Annotated in this window: 26 protein-coding genes and 1 tRNA gene; 10 read left to right on the top strand and 17 right to left on the bottom strand. The window is 66.7% G+C overall.

Translation table 11 applies throughout. From position 1 onward, the window contains the following. Positions 1-79 precede the first annotated feature (79 nt). On the bottom strand, positions 80-715 hold the full coding sequence (locus H0193_RS00135; protein WP_181888027.1) for a zf-HC2 domain-containing protein: 636 nt from the start codon (positions 713-715) through the stop codon (positions 80-82). After that, complete coding sequence (locus H0193_RS00130) at positions 708-1,115, bottom strand: DoxX family protein (RefSeq protein WP_181888026.1); 408 nt, start codon at positions 1,113-1,115, stop codon at positions 708-710. The genes H0193_RS00135 and H0193_RS00130 overlap by 8 nt, the downstream gene beginning before the upstream one ends. Before the next feature lie 52 nt (positions 1,116-1,167). Here H0193_RS00130 and H0193_RS00125 point away from each other — a divergent pair, with 52 nt between their 5' ends. Then, a complete protein-coding gene (locus H0193_RS00125) occupies positions 1,168-1,791 on the top strand; it encodes a DNA-3-methyladenine glycosylase I (RefSeq protein ID WP_181888025.1) in 624 nt (207 codons plus the stop codon). An 18-nt stretch (positions 1,792-1,809) separates the two neighbouring features. Here H0193_RS00125 and H0193_RS00120 read toward each other — a convergent pair whose 3' ends face one another. The 6 genes from H0193_RS00120 to H0193_RS00095 all read right to left on the bottom strand — a co-directional run bounded on the left by H0193_RS00120 (position 1,810) and on the right by H0193_RS00095 (position 6,960). After that, positions 1,810-2,430 (bottom strand): cation efflux transmembrane domain-containing protein, encoded by a 621-nt coding sequence (locus H0193_RS00120; protein WP_338026553.1) that lies wholly within the window; start codon positions 2,428-2,430, stop codon positions 1,810-1,812. 102 nt (positions 2,431-2,532) lie between these two features. Further along, positions 2,533-2,605, bottom strand: a tRNA-Ala gene (locus H0193_RS00115). 75 nt (positions 2,606-2,680) lie between these two features. After that, the gene (sepX, locus tag H0193_RS00110; RefSeq protein WP_181888024.1) at positions 2,681-3,889 is read right to left on the bottom strand and encodes a divisome protein SepX/GlpR; all 1,209 of its coding nucleotides are present in this window, start codon (positions 3,887-3,889) and stop codon (positions 2,681-2,683) included. A gap of 114 nt (positions 3,890-4,003) precedes the next feature. Then, positions 4,004-4,651, bottom strand: a complete 648-nt coding sequence (locus H0193_RS00105; protein ID WP_370642048.1) for a GNAT family N-acetyltransferase — start codon at positions 4,649-4,651, stop codon at positions 4,004-4,006. Between the two features lie 8 nt (positions 4,652-4,659). Continuing rightward, a complete protein-coding gene (gene glp, locus H0193_RS00100) occupies positions 4,660-5,967 on the bottom strand; it encodes a molybdotransferase-like divisome protein Glp (protein ID WP_181888023.1) in 1,308 nt (435 codons plus the stop codon). Positions 5,968-5,985: 18 nt separating this feature from the next. Then, positions 5,986-6,960: a UTP--glucose-1-phosphate uridylyltransferase gene (locus H0193_RS00095; RefSeq protein ID WP_181888022.1), complete on the bottom strand. Its 975-nt coding sequence runs from the start codon at positions 6,958-6,960 to the stop codon at positions 5,986-5,988. Between the two features lie 63 nt (positions 6,961-7,023). Between H0193_RS00095 and H0193_RS00090 the strand changes: the two genes are divergently transcribed. The 3 genes from H0193_RS00090 to mscL are packed head-to-tail and all read left to right on the top strand — an operon-like array spanning position 7,024 to position 8,693. Beyond that, the gene (locus H0193_RS00090) at positions 7,024-7,608 is read left to right on the top strand and encodes a 5-formyltetrahydrofolate cyclo-ligase (RefSeq protein WP_181888021.1); all 585 of its coding nucleotides are present in this window, start codon (positions 7,024-7,026) and stop codon (positions 7,606-7,608) included. A 34-nt stretch (positions 7,609-7,642) separates the two neighbouring features. Further along, entirely contained in the window at positions 7,643-8,287 is a 645-nt protein-coding gene (locus tag H0193_RS00085; protein ID WP_181888020.1) for an SAF domain-containing protein, read from the top strand. Continuing rightward, complete coding sequence (gene mscL, locus H0193_RS00080; RefSeq protein WP_181888019.1) at positions 8,271-8,693, top strand: large conductance mechanosensitive channel protein MscL; 423 nt, start codon at positions 8,271-8,273, stop codon at positions 8,691-8,693. Before H0193_RS00085 ends, mscL begins: the two co-directional genes overlap by 17 nt. Positions 8,694-8,721: 28 nt before the next feature. Here the strand turns inward: mscL and H0193_RS00075 are convergent, their stop codons facing one another. The 7 genes from H0193_RS00075 to H0193_RS00045 form a co-directional block, all read right to left on the bottom strand. Then, positions 8,722-8,919 (bottom strand): hypothetical protein, encoded by a 198-nt coding sequence (locus tag H0193_RS00075; RefSeq protein WP_181888018.1) that lies wholly within the window; start codon positions 8,917-8,919, stop codon positions 8,722-8,724. An 18-nt stretch (positions 8,920-8,937) separates the two neighbouring features. After that, on the bottom strand, positions 8,938-9,498 hold the full coding sequence (locus H0193_RS00070; protein ID WP_181888017.1) for a MogA/MoaB family molybdenum cofactor biosynthesis protein: 561 nt from the start codon (positions 9,496-9,498) through the stop codon (positions 8,938-8,940). A gap of 51 nt (positions 9,499-9,549) precedes the next feature. Then, positions 9,550-10,782, bottom strand: a complete 1,233-nt coding sequence (locus H0193_RS00065) for a S1C family serine protease (RefSeq protein ID WP_181888016.1) — start codon at positions 10,780-10,782, stop codon at positions 9,550-9,552. Between the two features lie 101 nt (positions 10,783-10,883). Continuing rightward, the gene (locus H0193_RS00060; protein WP_181888015.1) at positions 10,884-12,365 is read right to left on the bottom strand and encodes an ATP-binding protein; all 1,482 of its coding nucleotides are present in this window, start codon (positions 12,363-12,365) and stop codon (positions 10,884-10,886) included. Beyond that, a complete protein-coding gene (locus H0193_RS00055) occupies positions 12,362-13,060 on the bottom strand; it encodes a response regulator transcription factor (protein WP_181888014.1) in 699 nt (232 codons plus the stop codon). The genes H0193_RS00060 and H0193_RS00055 overlap by 4 nt, the downstream gene beginning before the upstream one ends. 108 nt (positions 13,061-13,168) lie before the next feature. After that, positions 13,169-13,342, bottom strand: coding sequence for a 50S ribosomal protein L32 (gene rpmF / locus H0193_RS00050; RefSeq protein ID WP_181888013.1), 174 nt, complete (start codon positions 13,340-13,342; stop codon positions 13,169-13,171). 21 nt (positions 13,343-13,363) lie between these two features. Beyond that, positions 13,364-13,633, bottom strand: a complete 270-nt coding sequence (locus H0193_RS00045) for a type B 50S ribosomal protein L31 (RefSeq protein WP_181888012.1) — start codon at positions 13,631-13,633, stop codon at positions 13,364-13,366. Between the two features lie 188 nt (positions 13,634-13,821). Here H0193_RS00045 and H0193_RS00040 point away from each other — a divergent pair, with 188 nt between their 5' ends. The 6 genes from H0193_RS00040 to H0193_RS00015 all read left to right on the top strand — a co-directional run bounded on the left by H0193_RS00040 (position 13,822) and on the right by H0193_RS00015 (position 16,957). Next, a complete protein-coding gene (locus H0193_RS00040; protein WP_202032071.1) occupies positions 13,822-14,952 on the top strand; it encodes an SLC13 family permease in 1,131 nt (376 codons plus the stop codon). Positions 14,953-15,154: 202 nt separating this feature from the next. Beyond that, positions 15,155-15,391 carry a 50S ribosomal protein L28 gene (rpmB, locus tag H0193_RS00035; RefSeq protein ID WP_181888011.1) on the top strand — a complete coding sequence of 79 codons (237 nt, stop codon included), beginning with the start codon at positions 15,155-15,157 and terminating at the stop codon, positions 15,389-15,391. After that, on the top strand, positions 15,391-15,555 hold the full coding sequence (gene rpmG, locus H0193_RS00030) for a 50S ribosomal protein L33 (protein WP_006841072.1): 165 nt from the start codon (positions 15,391-15,393) through the stop codon (positions 15,553-15,555). The genes rpmB and rpmG overlap by 1 nt, the downstream gene beginning before the upstream one ends. Before the next feature lie 3 nt (positions 15,556-15,558). Next, complete coding sequence (rpsN, locus tag H0193_RS00025) at positions 15,559-15,864, top strand: 30S ribosomal protein S14 (RefSeq protein ID WP_070472882.1); 306 nt, start codon at positions 15,559-15,561, stop codon at positions 15,862-15,864. Positions 15,865-15,875: 11 nt separating this feature from the next. After that, positions 15,876-16,127, top strand: coding sequence for a 30S ribosomal protein S18 (gene rpsR, locus H0193_RS00020; RefSeq protein WP_172796731.1), 252 nt, complete (start codon positions 15,876-15,878; stop codon positions 16,125-16,127). A 146-nt stretch (positions 16,128-16,273) separates the two neighbouring features. Then, positions 16,274-16,957, top strand: coding sequence for a TetR/AcrR family transcriptional regulator (locus tag H0193_RS00015; protein WP_181888010.1), 684 nt, complete (start codon positions 16,274-16,276; stop codon positions 16,955-16,957). Here H0193_RS00015 and H0193_RS00010 read toward each other — a convergent pair. Further along, a complete protein-coding gene (locus H0193_RS00010; protein WP_181888009.1) occupies positions 16,954-17,694 on the bottom strand; it encodes a serine hydrolase in 741 nt (246 codons plus the stop codon). The genes H0193_RS00015 and H0193_RS00010 overlap by 4 nt on opposite strands. A 71-nt stretch (positions 17,695-17,765) precedes the next feature. After that, positions 17,766-18,335, bottom strand: a complete 570-nt coding sequence (locus H0193_RS00005; protein ID WP_181888008.1) for a hypothetical protein — start codon at positions 18,333-18,335, stop codon at positions 17,766-17,768. Positions 18,336-18,375 lie beyond the last annotated feature (40 nt).

Below are 18,375 nucleotides of genomic sequence, written 5' to 3'. Positions count from 1 at the left end.
CGCCCCAGGTCAGCTCGAAGCGCCTGCGGAATATGTCAGAGCCATCGCTTTCGACTGCTACCCCAGCTCCACACCTGCCCTAGTACGGACGGGCATCTAAGAGCTGCCACGCCCGACGCACGGCACCGCCGCGGTCGGCCACCCACGTCCACACGAGCGCAACCAAGCTCAGCAGCGGAACAAGTACGGACGCCGCCTCGAACTGGCCCATCCCCAGCACGAAGTCGCGCACGGCGAAGCCGACGGTGAAGGTGAACATCGTGCCCACGATGAGCAGCACCCCCGGGATCTGCTGCGGCCGCCAGGCGGTAAAGCCCAACGCGAGCGCCACTCCGAAGCGCACGGACGCCGCGGACGCCACCACCGGCTCCTCCCCGCCGGACAGGATCAGGCGCACGGCCCACAGCACCCACACCACGGCCATCGCGCCGAGCATCAGGCGCCCCACGGCCATGCCGATCTCACGGCGGCGGGCGAAGCGGCGCCACTCGTTGTCCACGCCTGCCAGAATCGCGGCGGACAGGTCCTGCGGCGGGGCCATCGCGTCGTCCGAGTCAACACCGAGCGACTCCGACAGCGCCAGCGAACGGTCCAAAAACGCGCGGCACACCGCGCAGCCGGACACGTGGGCGTCGACGATGGCGTCGTCGAGTTCAGCCTTCTCGCCGTCGATGCGCGCAGACAGCGCCGCTTGAACCTCCTCGTGGCTAACCACGCGTGAGCACCCCGTCCAGGCTTACGCGGCCGGTGCCGAAGACGGTGATGATAAACAGCGCGGCGGCGAGCACGAGCGTGTACTCCACTCCCCCGGCCTCGATGAAAAAGCCGTTGTCCAGGTGCACGAAGTACCCGGCGGCTAAAACGAGGAGGGCGAGGAGCGACGCGGTGATCGTCGTCAAGAGCCCCACTGCTAAAAACGCGCCGCCGATGAGCTCGACGGTGCCGGTGAGGTAGGCGGAAAGCTGCGGCTGCGGCACCCCGAGGGCGGCGAACTGGCGGCCAGTTTCGGCCATGCCCATCTCAAACCAGTGGTTGTAGCCGTGCGCCACAAACACCGCGCCCAGCACGAGCCGGAGCACAAGCAGCGCGAAGTCGCGGACGGCGGGCCTATTCATGCCGATTAGCGTACCCGTGGAACCGAACGGGGTAGAACTGAGTCCAATACATATGACTGATCTTCACACCACACCAGAAACCAATCCCGAATCCGGCTGGCCCGTCATCGGCGACGACGGGCTGGCGCGTCCGCCGTGGGCCGCCACCGACCCACTGCTGCGCGACTACTACGACACCGAATGGGGCATGCCCGTCACCGACGAGCAGGGCATGTTTGAACGCGTCTGCCTCGAGGGCTTCCAGGTGGGGCTGTCGTGGCGGCTGATCCTGCAGAAGCGCGAGGCCCTGCGCGCGGCCTTCCACGGCTTCGACCCGGACAAAGTCGCGGGTATGAGCATCGAGCATTTGCTTAACGACGCTTCCTTGATCCGCAACCGGCGCAAACTCGAAGCAGCAGTGAAAAACGCCGAGGCGACGCTGGCGCTGCGGGAGGAGGGCACGCACCTCGGCGAGTTCGTGTGGTCCTACCAGCCGGCGAACACGCCGGTGCCGCGCACGATGGCGGAAGTGCCGACGCGCTCGGCGGAGTCCGAGCAGCTGGCGAAAGACCTGAAGAAGCGCGGCTTCACCTTTGTGGGGCCGGTGACGATGTACGCGCTGATGGAATCCACCGGCATCATCGACACCAACTTGGTGGGCACGTGGCGCCGCGGGGCGTCCGGGGTATGGGTGTAATCGGCGCCTAGGCGGCGTTTAATCGTCGTCCATGTCCGCGAAGGCGTCCTCGACGGAGTCGTGCTCCTCGCGGGAGGCCTCCCAAACTTCCTTGGCGGCGGAGAGGTTGATGGCGGCGATGATCGCGCCGACAACGATGTCGAACCAGGCGGTCTCCCACACGAACGTGAGCAGGCCAGCGGCGATGATGAGCAGATTGGCCAGCGCGTCGTTGCGCGCAGCCAGCCAGGCGCCGGTGGCGAGCGACGAGCCTTCGCCGCGCAGCTGCATCAGCAGGATCGCGCAGATCACGTTCACCACCAGGGCTCCAACCGCGATGCCGGTCAGGCCCTCCGGCGACGGCGCGACAGGGTTCATGATCTTGGTGATCACGGTGACAACCGCGGCGACCGCCGGGATGAGAATCAGCGCGGCAAGCACGCTGCCGGCGGTGCGGCGGCGCGCGGCCGGCCACGCCACGGCGAAGAACACCAGCAGGTTAATTGCGGTGTCCTCGAGGAAGTCGGCGGAGTCCGCGAACAGGGACGCCGAGCCGATGGCCACCGCACCGGCGAACTCCACGAAGAAGTAGGCCAAGTTCAGCAGCGCCACAATCAGCACCGCGCGACGGATCTTCTGCTCACCCAACGACTCTGCCACTTCAGCTGCTCTTTTCAGCGTCTTATACAACGGGAAGGCAGCTTAGCCGATGCGCAAAACGTAACGGGACCCGGCCGTATTCGACCGGGTCCCGCAATCCTGTGGAGCTAAGGGGAATCGAACCCCTGACCTTCGCATTGCGAACGCGACGCTCTACCAACTGAGCTATAGCCCCTGGGGCACGCTCGTTACGTTACTCCTCCCCCACGCGCCGGTTAAATCGCCAGCGCAGTGGGGTTTTTCACGGTTTTTAGGAGGCGCGGGTGCCGTAGCCGCCGAGGTCTTCGTAGTCGTCGTAGCCGGGGTCGTTTTCCGGCACGTAGCGGGTGGACGGCAGGGTGTCGAAGTCGGGGCTGTCGTCGTCCAGGTCCAGCACGACGGAGCCGGCGCGCAGGCGAGCGTCACGCGGGTGCTCGGTGTGGTTGCTCATCGCCACACCCATGCGTGCGCGGCGCAGCTGGCGCAGGCGGCGGGCGTGCAGCGCGCGCTCCTGCAGCACGACGCGGCGCAGCGCGACCATGAACCATGCGGTCATCCCCACTGCCACGGCGGGCAGCACCCAGGTCCAGCCGCCCGCGACAAACGCGATGACGAAGGTGACCACGCACGCGGCGATCAGCGCCAGCAGGGTGCGCTGGCGACGCTGAAAGCGGGTGGCGGTGTTCTTCTTTTCGCGCTCCGGGTCGAATCCGCCGCGGCCGCGGCGCGCAGCGGCGAAAGCGAGGTCCTCGTCGCCCGCTTCGGCCGCCTCCGCGGTGTCGACCTCGTCGTCCTCGTCGTCAATGTCTTCCGGCGCTTCCTCAACGTCCGCTTTCGGAGCGCTTTGCTTCTCAGCGCCTCCGGTCTCCCCCGCATAGCCAAAGTCCTCGGGTGCGGTGTAGGACTCGTCCAGCTCGTAGCGGTCGGCCTCAGCCTCAGCCTCATCCTCATCGGAGTCGGCATCTGGGTCGGCGTCAGCGTCCTCTGCATCATCCTCCGCGGCGAGGACTTTCACAGAGGTGGAACCGGCGGACTCGCTGGCGACGACCTTGGTGGAGCCGCCCTCGGCGTTGTCCAGCTCAGGCTCGGCCTCAGCTTCGGCCGGCTCAGCCTCGTCATCGACGTGCTCGATCACTTCGCCGTCGATGTGGCCGGCCGCGGCGGCATCGTCTTCGGCGCCGGGGCGGCGGAAGAGGGTGCGCAGGGCGGGAGCGTCGTCGATAAGCACTTGCTCCTCGGCATCCGTCGCCTCCACAACCTCGTAGTCGGTGTCCTCGCTGTGGCGGTGGATGTCGGCGGCGGTGAGCTTCGGGCGGCGGCGCTCAGCCATCGGCGCGGTGCCGCCCTCGTGCAGCACGCGCGTTTCGTCGTAGCCGTCGCCGGAGCGGCGGATCGGCTTGTTGTTGCCGATCATCAACGGTGCGAGGACGATGATCCACACCACCAGGATCAAGATGATCATTAAGCTCGGGCTGCCCATGGGCGATGCCACCTTTCCGCGTCAGTTGCACCCTTAAAGTCAGGAGTCCACGGTATCGGCACTTGCGCAGGCGAACGGGTCGGCGCGCCGGTGGGCGCAGCTGTTTTTCGCCCTTTAGCGCACCCGGCCGGTCTCGCGCAGGCGCTGCACGGCTGTGGTGGGGAAATCGTCGGCGTTTAAGGCCACGAAGTGGTGGTCGCGCCACTGGCCGTCGATGTGCAGGTTGCGCCGCAGGTAGCCCTCCTCGCGAAAGCCGTTGAGCTTGAGCACCTGCCCGGAGGCGGGGTTGTGTGGCAGGTAGGTGGCGGTCACGCGGTGCAGTCCGACGCGGGAAAACGCGTGGTCCACACCCAACGCGCACGCGGCGGTGGCCACCCCGCGGCCCATGAACGGCGAGTGCACCCAGTAGCCCACCCAGCATTCGGAGACGATGCCGTGCTGGATGTTGCCCAGGGTGACCTGCCCTGCGAAGCCGCCGTCGACCTCGATGACCAGCGGCACCACGGTGCCCTGGTTGGCCAGCCGCTTCAGGTTCAGCCAGGTGTTGCGCCACGCCGCGTGTGAGTGCGCGTCCTCCCAGCTGCCCTCCACCGTGGGTTCGACCGGTTGGAGCCATTGCTTATCGACGTTTCTCGTGCCCGACCAGTCCTTTCCATCGCGGGAAGTGAGGGGTCGGAGGCGGACGGATGTGCCGTCGGGAAGCGTCGCGGTCGGCGTGGACTCTGGCCAGCCCGGGGTGGGCTGGCGGAACATCGCGAACATGGCTGAGCCTAGCTGCGCTGGCGGAGGAACTCGACGTCCACGATGTCGCCGGGGCGCACGTCCACGGCGTCTTCCGGCAGGTGGATCATGGCGTTGGCCTCAGCGAAGCCGGCCAGCAGGTGGGCGGGGCCGGCTTCCAGTGCGGACAGCGGTTCGACCAGGTAGTCGCCGGTGTCCGCGTCGCGCATGAGGCGGGCGCGGATGTAGCCGCGGCGGCCAGGAATGGAGCTGAGCTCGCGCAAGGAGCGGGCCTTGACGGTGCGGCGCGTCACCGCGGTCTTGCCCAGGGAGCTGCGGATGGCGGGGCGGATGAACGTCTCCGCGATCACCAGCGCGCTCACCGGGTTGGACGGCAGGAGAAACGCCGGGACGCGCTCCTCACCCATCAGGCCGAAGCCCTGCACGGAGCCGGGGTGCATGGCCACGCGCGTGGTGTCGACCTGCCCGATCTCGCGCAGGATCTCCTGGATAGGCGCCGCACCGGATCCGCCGACGGCGCCGGTGATGACGACGAACTCGCTCTTGGCGATATGCCCGGCCATGATCTCGCGCATGCGCCGCGGCTCGGCGTTGATGATGCCGGCGCGGTGGACGTCCGCGCCCGCCTCCTTTGCGGCGGCGGACACGACGTAGGAGGCGATGTCGAAGACCTGGCCCAGACCCGGGCTGCGGTCCAGGTCCACCAGTTCCAGGCCGTAGCTCATCACTGTCACGCGTGGGCGCGGGTACACCAGCAGCTTGTCGCGGCCCGCCGCGGCGGCGAGGCCGATCTGGGCGGGGCCGAGCACTGCACCCTGGCGCACGGCGATGTCGCCGGGCTGGATGTCGTCGCCAGGCTTGCGCACGAAGTCACCGGTGCGCACCGGGCGCTGCGGGGTGACGCGTTTTCGCCCGCAGTCCGTCCACTCCAGCGGCAGCACCGCGTCCGCGAGCGTGGGCAGCGGGGCGCCGGTGGCGACGCGCACCGCCTGGCGCGGCTGCAGTCGCAGCGGCTTCTGCGAGCCAGCGGGCACCTCCCCCACCACGGGAAGGGCGCGCTCGCGGTTCGGCTGCGGCGGGTCGGCGGGGGCTTCCTCGCCGTTATCGTCGTGTTCTTCGCGGCGCTCGGGCCTGCGCAGGCCGGCGGAGCCGCCCACGTCGACAGCGCGCACGGCGAAACCGTCCACCGCGGCCTGGGGGAAGCCGGGGACTTGCTTGGTTGAGGTGACCTCTTCGGCGCACATCAGGCCGAGCGCGTCCGTCAGCGCCACCCGGATCGGCTCGGGGGCGACTGCGGCGTCCACTACGGCCGCAAGCTGGTCCTCTACGCTGCGCATGGCCCGTGCCCCTTTCGTTTACGCGTTGTCCTGCGCCTTTGCTGCAACCTCGGGGTGTTCTGCCTCGAAGTCGGCGATGATCTTCTTCACCGCGGTGTACAGCGCCGGGCCGTACTTCTCGTCCCGCAGACCGAAGTCCACGTTCGCCGGTATGTACCCGCCCGGGTTGCCAAGGTCGTGGCGCTTGCCCTCGTGCACCACCACATGCACCGGGTGGCCCTCAGAGATCATCAACTCAATCGCATCAGTCAGCTGCAACTCCCCGCCCTTACCCGGTGTGATACGGCGCAGCGCGTCAAAAATGCCGCGGTCAAGCAGGTAGCGGCCGGTAGCAACCAGCGTCGACGGCGCATCCTCCACAGCCGGCTTTTCCACCATGCCGCGCACCTTTAACACCTCAACGCCGTCAATCTCAGCCTGGGCATCCTCAACGTCGAACACGCCGTAGTTGAACACCTCCTCGCGCGAAACGTTAAACGCGCACAACACCGAACCCCCGAGCTCATTGCGCACCGCGACCATCTTGTCCATCACACCCGCAGGCAACACCAGATCATCCGGCAACATCACAGCAACCGCGTCCTCGTCGTCGTCCAACGCCTCCTCAGCGCAACCGACAGCATGGCCAAGCCCGAGCGGCTCATCCTGGGTCACCGCCACCGCCTCAATCAGACCGTTGGCGCGCGCGACCTTGTCCGCCTGGGCCTGCTTGCCACGGGAGACCATCAGCTCCTGCAAGTCCGAAAACTCGCCGAAGTGGCGCATGATCTCTTCCTTATTCGGCGCGACCACCACAGCCAGGCGCTGCGCACCGCAGGCAGCAGCCTCCTCGGCAATCAGCTCAATGCCCGGAGTATCCACCACCGGCAGAAGCTCCTTCGGCACCGTCTTCGTCGCCGGCAAAAAACGCGTCCCCATACCCGCAGCCGGCACCACAACAGTCTTCACCGAAGCGCGCGCAGCATCAACGGGTCGGTCAGTAGAATTCTGCATAAACGCAAAGCCTACAGCCCCCAACCCTCACAACCGGGCTGCGACCCGTAAGAAGCGAGGAGTATGCACACGAACACAACCACCCCTCCCCCGAAGGCTGCAATGCGCGCCGCGCACGTGGCTTCCAGGCGCGACCTGCGCGGCACCGAGCGCAAGCGCGAGCTCGACCAGGCGATCGTTGCGGCAACCCTCGCATGCGTCGACGACTTCGGCGCACGGGGCACGAACATCGCCGCCTACAACCCGCTTAGCTCCGAGCCGGGGCCGGCGGATTTCGCAGCACGGCTCGCCGCCGCGGCACGCACACTGTTTCTGCCGATTTCCCAGCCGGACGGGGTGCTCGCCTGGGCGCAGTTCGGGGGCGCGGATGCGGCTGGCGCGCTGGGGATCTCTGAGCCGGACGGCCCGCGCTACACCTCAAACGTGCTGCGCTCCTGCGGGCTGGTGGTGGCGCCGGCGTTAGCCGTCGATAGGCAAGGCATGCGCCTGGGCAAAGGTGCCGGCTACTACGACCGCGCGCTTGCGGGCCTGGATGTCCCCGTCGCGGCTGTGGTTTACGGCTGGGAGGTCGTGGATGCGGTGCCCCATGACGCGCACGACCAAGCGGTGGACGCGGTGATCACGCCGGAAGGTTTCTTCCGCATCTAGGGAACCGGAGCGGGGGTTTCACCGTCTTATCCCTATGGAACTCTCCGCGCGCCTGAATACCCTCCGCTCCCCCGGCTACCGCCGCTCCGTGATCATCCGCAGGGTGGTCGCCGTGTTCCTCGTGGTCGCCGCTGTGTTGCATGTGCTTATCGACGCCTCACGGTCCGACCCGCCCGCCCTGACCTTCGCCCGCGATGTCGCCCCCGGCACCGTGCTCACCTCGGACGATGTGGAGCTGCGCCGCCTGCCAGCGGAGTCGGTGCCCGACAACGCGTTGGACGATGCGGCGCTTGCCGAGGGGCAACTGCTCGCGGCGGCCGCCTCCCGCGGCGAGGTGGTCACGGCCACGCGCCTGGTCGGGCCGGATCTGGCGGGGCTGCTCACCCAGGACATGCCGGACGGCGAGGAGTTCTCCATGGTGCCGGTCCCCCTGGCGGAACCGGACATCTTGCCTATGCTCCACCACGGGACTGTTGTTGACGTTGTGGGCCAAGGGCCTCGTGTGGTTGCTGAAAATGGGATTGTCGTCACATCTGGGGAAGGCGACGCAGTGTTGGTGCTGCTCAGGCAGGGTGAGGCAGCTGCCGTTGCGGCTGCGTCCCTGTCTGAGCCGCTGACTCTCGTGTTGAGCAACCGTCAACGTCAGTTTAATATCCCCAACCATGCTTCAAGGATTTAAAGATTTCATCATGCGCGGCAACGTCATCGAGCTTGCCGTCGGCGTTGTCATTGGTGCGGCATTCACCGCAGTTGTCACCGCGTTCTCTGACGCGATCATCAACCCGCTCCTCGCTGCCCTGGGTGGCGTGGACTACTCCGGCCTGGGCTTCTTCGTCCGCGAGGGCAACGAGGCGACCTTCGTCGACTTCGGCGCTGTCCTGACCGCCATCATCAACTTCCTGCTCATCGCGGCAGTGATCTACTTCCTGCTCGTTGCTCCGATGAACAAGCTCGACGAGGCGCAGAAGCGCCGCAAGGGCATCGACCCGGACGAGCCGGAGCCGACCGACACCGAGCTGCTCGCGGAAATCCGCGACCTGCTCGCAGGCCAGAACCCGAACAATGTGCAGAAGCCGCTGAACTAGTTCGTCCTTGAGCGGGGCTGGCTGAAAGCTAGTCCCCGTAGTGCGGCGGCCGCTCCGCCTCATAAAAATCGCGGCCCGTCAAACCCGGCTCTTCGTCGCCGAGCAGCACCTCGCGCTCAGCGTCCAGAGCCGGGTTTTCGTTTGCCTGCGTATTCGGCGCGGCGTCCGCGGAGCGGTCGTAGTCCACGTCCGCCTTGCGTACAGCGCGCCTGCGCTTGCGCTCCATGAAACCCTCTGCCCTGGCCTAGACCGAGTGCTGGTTCAGCTCGTCGATGAGGTGGCGCACGAGCGGAGCTGCCGTCGATACGCCATCGCGAATCGCCTGGCGCGACGACGCGAGGTTCACCACGACAGTGGAGCCGGACACGCCGCAGATGCCGCGCGAGGTGCACGCGTCCACGGCACCGCACGCCTGGCCGGACGCGCGGAGGGCCTGGCTGACACCCGGCACCACCTTGTCGATGACCGCGCGCGTCGCCTCCGGCGTCTTGTCGCGCGGGCCCACGCCGGTGCCGCCGAGGGTGAGCACGAGGTCCACGCCGCCGACAACGCCCGTCTCAATGGCCTTGCGGATCTCGGACTTCTTCGACTTCACGCGCACCACGCCGTCGACCTGGTAGCCAACCTCGCGGAGCAGCTCCACCACCATCTCGTCGGTGTTGTCGCCCGGCGCGTCGTAGCGGCGGTCGCCCACCAGCACGACGATCGCGCACGGCGACGTCGGAGAGTCGCTCTCCAGCTCTGAGGCGCGCAGCGTCGCATCGTCCGGCTCGGTGATGTCGAGCGCGTCAAACAGTTCCGGCATCGTGGTCAGACTCCCTTGGCACAAAACGGGGCGAATTGGACAGATAAGAAGTTACTCGGAACTCAAGGTCACCTCTACCGGAACCGACTCAGACTCCCCCTCCCGCTGCACCTGCAGCGTCACCGTCTCTCCAAACGCTTTGGAGCGCGTCGCGGCGATGAGGGCGTCAGCAGAGTCGATGGGCCGGTCGTTGAGGCGGGTGATCACATCGCCCGGCTTCAGGCCGGCCTTCTCGCCGGGGCTGTCCGGCTCCACCCCCGCCACCACGGCACCGCCGCTGAGGCTCTGCATGACGCTCACGCGCACGCCAAGCATCGGCTGCGTGGCCTCGCCCTTTTCAATGAGCTGGTCAGCGACGCGCTTGGCAAAGTTCGACGGGATGGCGAAGCCGAGGCCGATGGAGCCGCCCTGGCCACCTTGGCTCATGCCGCCCGAGGACAGCGAAGCGATAGCGGAGTTCATGCCGATGAGTTTGCCGTTGCGGTCCACCAGGGGCCCGCCGGAGTTGCCGGGGTTGATCGCCGCGTCGGTCTGGATTCCGTCCATGAGCGAGCTTTCGCCGCCGCCCTGGGAAGCGCGCACCGGCCGGTTCAGCGCGGAGACGATGCCGCTTGTCACCGTCGCGGACAGGCCCAGCGGGGAGCCCACCGCGACGACCTCCTGGCCCACGCGCAGCTCGTCGGAGTTGCCGAACTGCATGACTGGCAGGTCGTGCACGTCGTCGATCTTCAGCACGCCGACATCGGTGTTGACGTCGGAGGCGACAAACTGTGCGCTGTGGCGTGAGCCGTCGTTAAGCGTGACCTGCACCTCCGAACCTGGCGTTTCCGCGCCAGCGATGACGTGGTGGTTGGTCAGCACATAGCCATCCGCGGAGATGATGGAGCCGGAGCCTTCCGCACTGCCGCGGGGCGTGTCCACCTCAATGGAGACCACCGCAGGCAGCACCGCGGCCGCCACTTGCTCCACGGAGCCCTCGGGGGCCTCGGCCGGGTCCGCGACGGTCGGGTTGCGCAGTTCGCCCTGCGAATCGCTTTCGGACGACACGCTGCTGGACGGCGAATTCGACGCCGCAGTTTCCGCCGCGTTGTCGGACTGTGACGACCCGGCGAGGTACCCGGCGCCACCGCCGGCGACCAGCGCAGTTGTCAGCGCGACGGCGAACGCCGCGCCGATGCCTTTACCGCGACGCTCCTGCTGCCCCTGGGGCTGCGGTTGCACCTGGTAGACACCGTTGTTTGCCGGGAAACTTGCGGTGTCTCCCGGATAGTTCAGTTCACTCATGAGGGGTTATTATGCACCGCCGTCCTGTGGCAGATCTTGAGGGCATGCACTGTAATTCGCAATGTTTGCTGGACGATTGCTGTGTGCGCTGGCCTGCGAGTCTAGCTGTAGCTTTTGCGCGGGATCACGCGCGCGGTGGTCTCCGCGGGAGCCTCCTGCACATCCGCGCCGTCCACCTCGGGCGGGCGTCCCGGAAACACCACGCGGAAGCGCGCGCCGCCGTCATCGGATTCTTCCGCCACGATGGTCGCGTTGTGGCGGTCGAAGACCTGCTTCACAATGGCCAGGCCCAGGCCGGAGCCCGGCATCGACCGGGACTCGGGCGCGCGGTAGAAGCGCTCGAACACCTTCTCGCGCTGGTCCGCCGGAATGCCGGGGCCGGAATCGTCCACGATGAGCACCGCGTTGCGCTTCGCCGCCTTCAGCGACACACGCACGGTGCCGCCCTGCGGCGACCACTTCGCGGCGTTGTCGATGAGGTTGATAGGTGCGCGGCCCATGGCGAAACGGTCGCCGGTAATGACCCACGGGTCCGCCTCGAATTGGAACGCCAGGTCCGGGCGGCGGCGGCGCACACGGTCGAGGGCTTCCTCCAGCACTTCGTCCAGGCGGAAGTCCTCAGGCTCGGCACCTTGCTGTGCTTCGTCGCGCGCCAGGTTGACCAGGTCGCCGATCAGGATAGACATTTCCTCCATCTGCGCCATCACGTCGCGCTCTAGGTCCTTGCGGTCCTGCTCGGAGATCTGGTCCTGCCGGCCGGAGTTGTACAGCATCATCAACAGCTCGATGTTGGTGCGCATCGAGGTCAGCGGGGTTTTCAGCTCGTGGCCCGCGTCCGCCACAAGCTGCGCCTGGCGCGTCTTGGAGTCCTCCAGCGTGGAGATCATCTTGTTCACGGAGGTGGTGATTTCAGCGAACTCGTCGTTGCCGTCGACGGGGAGCTCGGTGAGCTGGTCGGACTCGTTCGCGGCGTCGATAGCCCTGTGCAGTCTGCGCACGGGGCGGAGGCCGACGGCGGAAATCGCCGTGCCCGCGATCCAGGCGAGCAAACCCCCGGTACCCGCAATCACCAGCGCGGCTGCACCCCAGCTGCCGGAGACAATGCTGAACACGTCCAGCGGCTGCGACATGGCCACGGTGACACCGGAGGTGCTGCGGCGCACCACCACGCGCTCCCCTGCCACGGTGTGCTGGGAGAGCATGTCGCCTGACGACGTCGCCGCGTACGGCCCCGCCACCGGCACTGGGTCGCCGTAGAACACGTTGGAACCAGCGGGCGCGGCCGAGACTTTCGCCCACGGGGTTGCGCGGCGAAACTCGGCGAGGGCCTTTTCAAAGCCCTCCCGGTCGTCCGAATCCAGGTCCTTCAGCTGCAGCGACACGCCGTAGCTGCGGGTGCGCAGGTCGTCGTCCATGACGGTCAGACGAGTCGTTTCTGAAAGCCGGTAGGTAAACAGCGCGGTCAGCAGAATGACCACGGCGACGATGCCGCCGGCGAGTACGGCCAAGCTGTTGCGCAGGGACCGGCCTGTGCCAGCCTGCCCCTGCGGCTCAGCTTCGCCTGTGAAGCGCCGCAAGATCACGGAGCGGTCTCCCGCAGGACGTAGCCGACGCCGCGGACGGTGTGGATCAGGCGCGATTCGCCGCCTGCTTCAGTCTTGCGGCGCAGGTAGCCGATGTAGACCTCGAGCGCGTTGCCAGACGTCGGAAAGTCATAGCCCCACACTTCTTCCAGGATGGTCTGGCGGGCAAGCACATGGCGCGGGTTCTGCAGCAGCAGGTGCAGCAGCGCAAACTCGGTGCGGGTCAGCGAGATGGCGCGGCCTGCACGGGTGACGTCGCGGGTGGAGGTGTCCATGACCAGGTCCTCGAACTGCAGGCGAGTCTGGTCCTTCTCCGCCGCCTTGCGTGCTTCGGAGCGGGTGCGGCGCAGCAGCGACCCCACGCGCGCCAGCAGCTCCTCCAGGGCGAAGGGCTTGGGCAGGTAGTCGTCCGCGCCCGCATCCAGGCCGGCCACGCGGTCGGACACACCGTCGCGAGCCGTGAGCATGAGGATCGGCCCGTCGTACCCGGAGGAGCGCAGGGTACGGCAGACACCCAGGCCGTCGAGCTTGGGCATCATGAGGTCGAGGATGGTCAGGTCTGGCTGCTCAATGCGGATCTGGTCGAGCGCGTCTTCGCCGTCTACGGCGAGCACCACGTCGTATCCGTTGAAGCGGAGCGAGCGTCGGAGCGACTCGCGGACAGCCTGCTCGTCGTCGGCTACGAGAATCTTCATAGGATTATTATGACTTATTTTCTACTCAGAGTTGAATTGAGCTGAAAAAACCGGGTCCCACCTGGGGATCCCGGTTAGTTCAACGGGTCCAATTCGACCCTTAAAAGCTTAGAACTGCTCGACGTCGATCAGACCAGCCTGAGCGGCCTTGATCAGGCGGCGCGGGATGCGCACCTCCTGGCCGTCGACCTTGACGGTCTGCAGGTCGGCGTTGTCGGCCTTCCACTGGGAACGACGCATGCGCGTGTTCGCGCGGGACTTCTTGAACTTCGGTGTTGCCATGACGAGTCTCCTTTATCCCCTCTAGTTGGCCTTCTTCTTGCGGCGGGCCATGCCGCCGAAACGCTGGTTGAACTTCTCCACGCGGCCGGCGGTGTCCATGAGACGCTGCGCGCCGGTCCAGAACGGGTGGGACTCGGCGGTGACGTCCACGACCACGAGCGGGTACTCGTTGCCGTCTTCCCACTGCTCAGTGCGTGCGGAGGTCAGGGTGGAGCGCGTCAGGAACTTGTGGCCCGTGTTTGCGTCCTGGAAAATCACCGGGTGGTAATCCGGGTGAATATCCTTCTTCATTAGATTCGTCTCCCTCAGGATTGAACTACGGGTCGGTTCCGCGAAGTCCCGCGGATCGTGCCCGAGTTGGGTGCGAAATGGTCTTTTCATCCGACGGTCGCCGGATAACCCGCAGTATCTTACAGTTCACGTGCGCGTTTACCTAATTGCGCACTTTGCCTATCGACGCCCCTCCGGTCCACCTCCCCATGCCACACCAACGATTCCTTTTACCCGCCGCCGCGATTGCGGCGTTTGCCGGCCTCACTGCCGCCAGCCCAGCCGACGCTGTCGCACTCGCTGCACGACTGATACCTGTACTGACGTTCGCCGCCGGCATGTCTGCCGTGGTGAACCTGGCCTCGCGCGTCCGCATCTTCGAGTGGCTCGTGTCAGCGCTCGAGCGCGGCACGAGCAGCCGCGAGGCGGTGTTCGCTGGATTTCTGGCACTCGCGGTGGCCTCTACGGTGTTCTTCTCCCTCGACACCACGGCCATCATGCTCACCCCGCTCGCCGTGCAGCTGGCGTCCCACTTCCGGCTTCCACAGCCCGCGGTGGCGTTGTCGGTGGTCTGGATCGCCAACCTCGCCTCCATGCCGCTGCCGGTGTCGAACCTGACCAACCTGCTGGCGCTCGGCGGCGCGGCGTTCAACACCAACCACGAGTACATCCGGACGGCCGCCGCGCCCGCCGCCGCGGCGATCGCGGTTGCCGTCGCCGCCGCGTACAGCGCCCGCCTTATTTACCGTGCCGCCACCCCCGCGCCCAACCATGCGCCGACGGCGGTTGCGCGACCGACGCCGGCGCTGATTGTCCTCGGCGCAACCGTCGCCGCGCTGCTGAGCCCGGTTCCCTATTGGCTCACCGGCGTCGTCGCCGCTGTCGCGATGTGGTTCGCGGTTGGGCCGGCCGGCCGCAAGGCAGGTGCCGCTTCGCTGATCCCGTGGCACGCGCTGCTCCTCGCGGCCACACTCTCAGCCGCAGCGGTGTTGGCCCTCCACGTCGATGCCGTTGCCGCTGCGGTGGGCCTTCTCGACGGCGCGCACCCCGGCGCCATCGCAGCGGCGGGCGCTCTTGCGGCCAACGGCATCAACAACCTGCCGGCATTTCTCGCGCTTGAGCCCGCGGCCGGCGGCCAAGACGGCGTGATGGCTCTTCTTATCGGCGTCAATGCCGGCCCGCTGGTGACACCTTGGGCGTCGCTAGCCACCTTGCTCTGGGCGGACCAGCTGAAGCGGGCAGGGGCCGCGGTGCCCTGGCGCCACTTCATCCTGTGGGGCCTAGTGCTCGCCCCGGTAGCCGTCACTGCCGCCACCGCTGCATTGCTGGCGGCAGGCTAGAGAAAAGCCAGCCAGACGCGATTATGAGATAGAGGCCTAAGACGGTATGGTTGTCTCTCGCTGTTGTCGAAGTACACGTTTACGCCTGCGTCAACCGATTGCACTTGCGCTGGTCGCGGACCCTCACTCCGCTTCTCACCTGGCGCTTTACCTCACATAGCGATCGTGTCGTGGGCGGCAAGAAGAGTAAGGAAGCTAACCCATGTCGGCACATTGCCAGGTCACGGGACGTAAGCCGTCGTTCGGCAAGACCGTCTCGCACTCGCACCGCCGCCACTCGCGCCGTTGGAACCCCAACGTGCAGAAGCGCCGGTTCTACCTGCCCTCCGAGGGCCGTACCATCACCCTGAACGTCTCCACCAAGGGTCTGAAGATCATCGACCGCGACGGCATCGAGTCCGTCGTCGCCCAGATCCGCGCACGAGGTGAGAAGATCTAATGGCACGTAACGATATCCGCCCGATCATCAAGCTCAAGTCCACTGCGGGCACCGGTTTCACCTATGTGACCCGCAAGAACAAGCGCAACAACCCGGATCGCATCACGCTGAAGAAGTACGACCCGGTTGTTCGCAAGCACGTCGAATTCCGCGAGGAGCGATAATCCATGGCGAAGAAGTCCAAGATCGCTAAGAACGAGCAGCGTAAAGAGATCGTCGCCCGCTACGCGGAGCGTCGTCAGGAGCTCAAGGCCATCATCAAGAACCCGGAGACCTCTGACGAGGACCGTCTTGAGGCACAGTTCGAGCTCAACCGTCAGCCGCGCGACGCCTCCCCGGCCCGCGTGCGCAACCGTGACTCGCGTGACGGTCGCCCCCGTGGCTACCTCCGCAAGTTCGGTGTTTCCCGTGTCCGTATGCGCGAGATGGCTCACCGCGGTGAGCTGCCTGGCGTCCGTAAGTCTTCGTGGTAAGGAGGACTCACATTATGAAGCGCAACAATTCGCGTAAGCCGCGCATTGAGCAGTCCCGCCGCCCGAAGAAGAACCCGCTGAAGGCGAAGGGCATCGAGTCGGTCGACTACAAGGACGTTGAGACCCTGCGTCTGTTCATCTCCGACCGCCACAAGATCCGTTCCCGCCGCGTCACGGGTCTGACCCCGCAGCAGCAGCGCCAGGTCGCTACCGCTGTGAAGAACGCGCGCGAGATGGCTCTTCTGCCGTTCACCACCCGCTAATTAGCCGGTTGACGATGACAGCGTAGAGTCTTCGGCTCTTTCAAGCACCCGCACTCCCCTCCCCGGAGGGTCGAGAGCGGGTGCTTTTCGTCTATAGTTATCCCGCGCAACCGTAAATAGCGAGCTATGACGGAAGGACGGAAGGCATGGCGAAACCGGTCGGACGGCCACGCAAGCAAAGCCCCCGCCGCAGAGGCGCCACCGCGCGCGAGGAGATCCTCGACGCCGCCTCCGAGCTGTTCACCCGCAAAGGTTTCGCCACCACCTCCACCCACGACATCGCGGACGCGGTGGGCATGCGCCAGGCCTCGCTGTACTACCACTTCCCCTCCAAGCGCGACATCTTTCTCACGCTCCTGATGGGCACGATCCAGCCAGCGCTGGCGCTCGCGTCGGATCTGGCCAAGACCGACGAGTCGGCGGCGGTGAAGCTTTGGGCTCTCGTGGCCGCCGAGTCGCGCATCCTGTTGTCCTCGAATTGGAACATCGGCAGGCTCTACCAACTGCCTGTGCTTTTGTCCGAGGAGTTCGCGGAGTACCACGAGGCGCGCCAGGAGCTGGAGGGGATCTTCCGCAAGCTGTCGGGGCAGATCGTCGGCGAGGATGACCCGCGCATCGACCTGCCGTTCCACATGACGCTCGCGGCCATCGAGATGCGCGACAACACAGGCACCGCGCCCTACCCGCTTGTCGACGATGCCCTGCCCGCCCCCGCCGTCACCATCGCCGACGCCGTACTGGACGTGCTCCACACGGATCTGCCGGAACGCCGCACCGAGCGCATGCTCGAGCTGGTGGACCTGGTCTCCCGCAAGGACGAGCAGGACTAGGGCTGGCAGGCAGCCGCTGGGAGCTGCGCCGGATCGGCGGCGAGCGTTTCCGCAGCGGCGGTGAGCATCTCCTGCCCCGTCTCGTATGTTCCGTCCGCGGGCAGCGCGGTGAGCGCCACCGGCGCCCACGTGCCGTCGCCGCGCGGCACAAGCCCGAACTGCCGAACCTGGTAGGCGCCCGCGGGGTCCGGGCCCCAACCGCCCTTGAACAGCGCCCCTGCTACACCCAGGCCGTACGCCTGCGAGGGGTCGATTTGCCCCATGAACTGCAGCACCGGGTCGGCGCCCTCCACGCAGGCGACGGTGTTCGCCAGAGCGGCCTCGTCGGCCACGCCGAGCTGCGTCTGCCCGAAGGCAGAGAACTCAGGGCGAAGCGGTTCAGTGTTCACGTGCGCAGCCAACCCGGCATCGTCCAGCACCGCATCGACCGCGCCCGGCCCGACGGCATCATAGAGTCGCTGCGCCGCCGCGTTGTCAGACGCGCTCACTGCGGCTCGGGCATCTGCCTCGAGACCGGGGTTTGCGCGCATCGCCGCCACGGCGATCGGCACCTTGATGGTGGACCAGGCCGGGCTCGGGGCGGTGAATCCGGCAGTTTCCGGCCCTCGCTCCCCTATCGTTGCTATGCCCAGCTGGCCGCCGTAGGAGGATTCGACGTGGGCGACGGTGGCGTCGAGAGGCAATTGCTCATCGGGGGCCGGCGGTGGCGCCTCCGTAACGGTTGAGGTGACGACCACGGTTTCTTGGCCGCCGGAACAGGCGGACAAGAACAGTGCGCCGGCTGCGGCGAGTCCGAGACGCCGGCGAGCTACCAAATCTTGACCCGGGCGTTCTTGCCGCCGGTGCAGTACACCGTCTCCCCGCCAGAGCAGGTCATGCGGTAGGTGATGCCGGTGGCCGGGCTGTACGCGTTCACAGTCATATCGGCCGTGCCGGTGCGCTCGTACGCCTGCTGGAACGCCTCAAAGACGTTGGCGGCAAACCCGTCGGTGGTCACGTCCGTAGCCGGGGCGTAGTGCGAGTACGTGCGCTTCGTCGGCTCCTTGCTGGGCTGTTCGGGCGCCTCCGACCTCGGCAGCGTGCGAGTCTCAACCACCGTGCTGGTCACCGGCTCGCTAGAGCGGTTAAACGCACCCGAGCCGCCCATGAACGCCAACACACCGACAACTGCGGCGAGCAGCAGCGCACCCAGAACGTAGAGCCACGGGCTCGGACCGCCCCGCTTTTCCGGCTGTTCAGGCTGGTAGCTGGTTGGGTACTCGTCGGGCCGACCGTACTGCTGCTGCGGCACCGCACCGAACTGCTGGGTTTGTCCGATATCCGGATCCGTGGAGTACGTCTGGTCCGGATTCCATTGGCTGGAGCCTTGGTTATTCATGGCAACCCCCTAACAACGCGACGTGGGCAGGTCGCCGCGC

Source organism: Corynebacterium haematomassiliense, assembly GCF_013978595.1.
Taxonomy (GTDB): Bacteria; Actinomycetota; Actinomycetes; order Mycobacteriales; family Mycobacteriaceae; genus Corynebacterium; species Corynebacterium lehmanniae.
This window is presented reverse-complemented; position numbering and strand designations above follow the sequence as displayed.

Bases quoted from the DNA above. Each gene is read 5' to 3' on its own strand.
- H0193_RS00130 (WP_181888026.1), bottom strand. From the start codon at position 1,115: ATGAATAGGCCCGCCGTCCGCGACTTCGCGCTGCTTGTGCTCCGGCTC.
- H0193_RS00125 (WP_181888025.1), top strand. From the start codon at position 1,168: ATGACTGATCTTCACACCACACCAGAAACCAATCCCGAATCCGGCTGG.
- sepX (WP_181888024.1), bottom strand. From the start codon at position 3,889: ATGGGCAGCCCGAGCTTAATGATCATCTTGATCCTGGTGGTGTGGATC.
- H0193_RS00105 (WP_370642048.1), bottom strand. From the start codon at position 4,651: ATGTTCGCGATGTTCCGCCAGCCCACCCCGGGCTGGCCAGAGTCCACG.
- glp (WP_181888023.1), bottom strand. From the start codon at position 5,967: ATGCGCAGCGTAGAGGACCAGCTTGCGGCCGTAGTGGACGCCGCAGTC.
- H0193_RS00095 (WP_181888022.1), bottom strand. From the start codon at position 6,960: ATGCAGAATTCTACTGACCGACCCGTTGATGCTGCGCGCGCTTCGGTG.
- H0193_RS00090 (WP_181888021.1), top strand. From the start codon at position 7,024: ATGCACACGAACACAACCACCCCTCCCCCGAAGGCTGCAATGCGCGCC.
- H0193_RS00085 (WP_181888020.1), top strand. From the start codon at position 7,643: ATGGAACTCTCCGCGCGCCTGAATACCCTCCGCTCCCCCGGCTACCGC.
- mscL (WP_181888019.1), top strand. From the start codon at position 8,271: ATGCTTCAAGGATTTAAAGATTTCATCATGCGCGGCAACGTCATCGAG.
- H0193_RS00075 (WP_181888018.1), bottom strand. From the start codon at position 8,919: ATGGAGCGCAAGCGCAGGCGCGCTGTACGCAAGGCGGACGTGGACTAC.
- H0193_RS00070 (WP_181888017.1), bottom strand. From the start codon at position 9,498: ATGCCGGAACTGTTTGACGCGCTCGACATCACCGAGCCGGACGATGCG.
- H0193_RS00065 (WP_181888016.1), bottom strand. From the start codon at position 10,782: ATGAGTGAACTGAACTATCCGGGAGACACCGCAAGTTTCCCGGCAAAC.
- H0193_RS00055 (WP_181888014.1), bottom strand. From the start codon at position 13,060: ATGAAGATTCTCGTAGCCGACGACGAGCAGGCTGTCCGCGAGTCGCTC.
- rpmF (WP_181888013.1), bottom strand. From the start codon at position 13,342: ATGGCAACACCGAAGTTCAAGAAGTCCCGCGCGAACACGCGCATGCGT.
- H0193_RS00045 (WP_181888012.1), bottom strand. From the start codon at position 13,633: ATGAAGAAGGATATTCACCCGGATTACCACCCGGTGATTTTCCAGGAC.
- H0193_RS00040 (WP_202032071.1), top strand. From the start codon at position 13,822: ATGCCACACCAACGATTCCTTTTACCCGCCGCCGCGATTGCGGCGTTT.
- rpmB (WP_181888011.1), top strand. From the start codon at position 15,155: ATGTCGGCACATTGCCAGGTCACGGGACGTAAGCCGTCGTTCGGCAAG.
- rpmG (WP_006841072.1), top strand. From the start codon at position 15,391: ATGGCACGTAACGATATCCGCCCGATCATCAAGCTCAAGTCCACTGCG.
- rpsN (WP_070472882.1), top strand. From the start codon at position 15,559: ATGGCGAAGAAGTCCAAGATCGCTAAGAACGAGCAGCGTAAAGAGATC.
- H0193_RS00015 (WP_181888010.1), top strand. From the start codon at position 16,274: ATGGCGAAACCGGTCGGACGGCCACGCAAGCAAAGCCCCCGCCGCAGA.
- H0193_RS00005 (WP_181888008.1), bottom strand. From the start codon at position 18,335: ATGAATAACCAAGGCTCCAGCCAATGGAATCCGGACCAGACGTACTCC.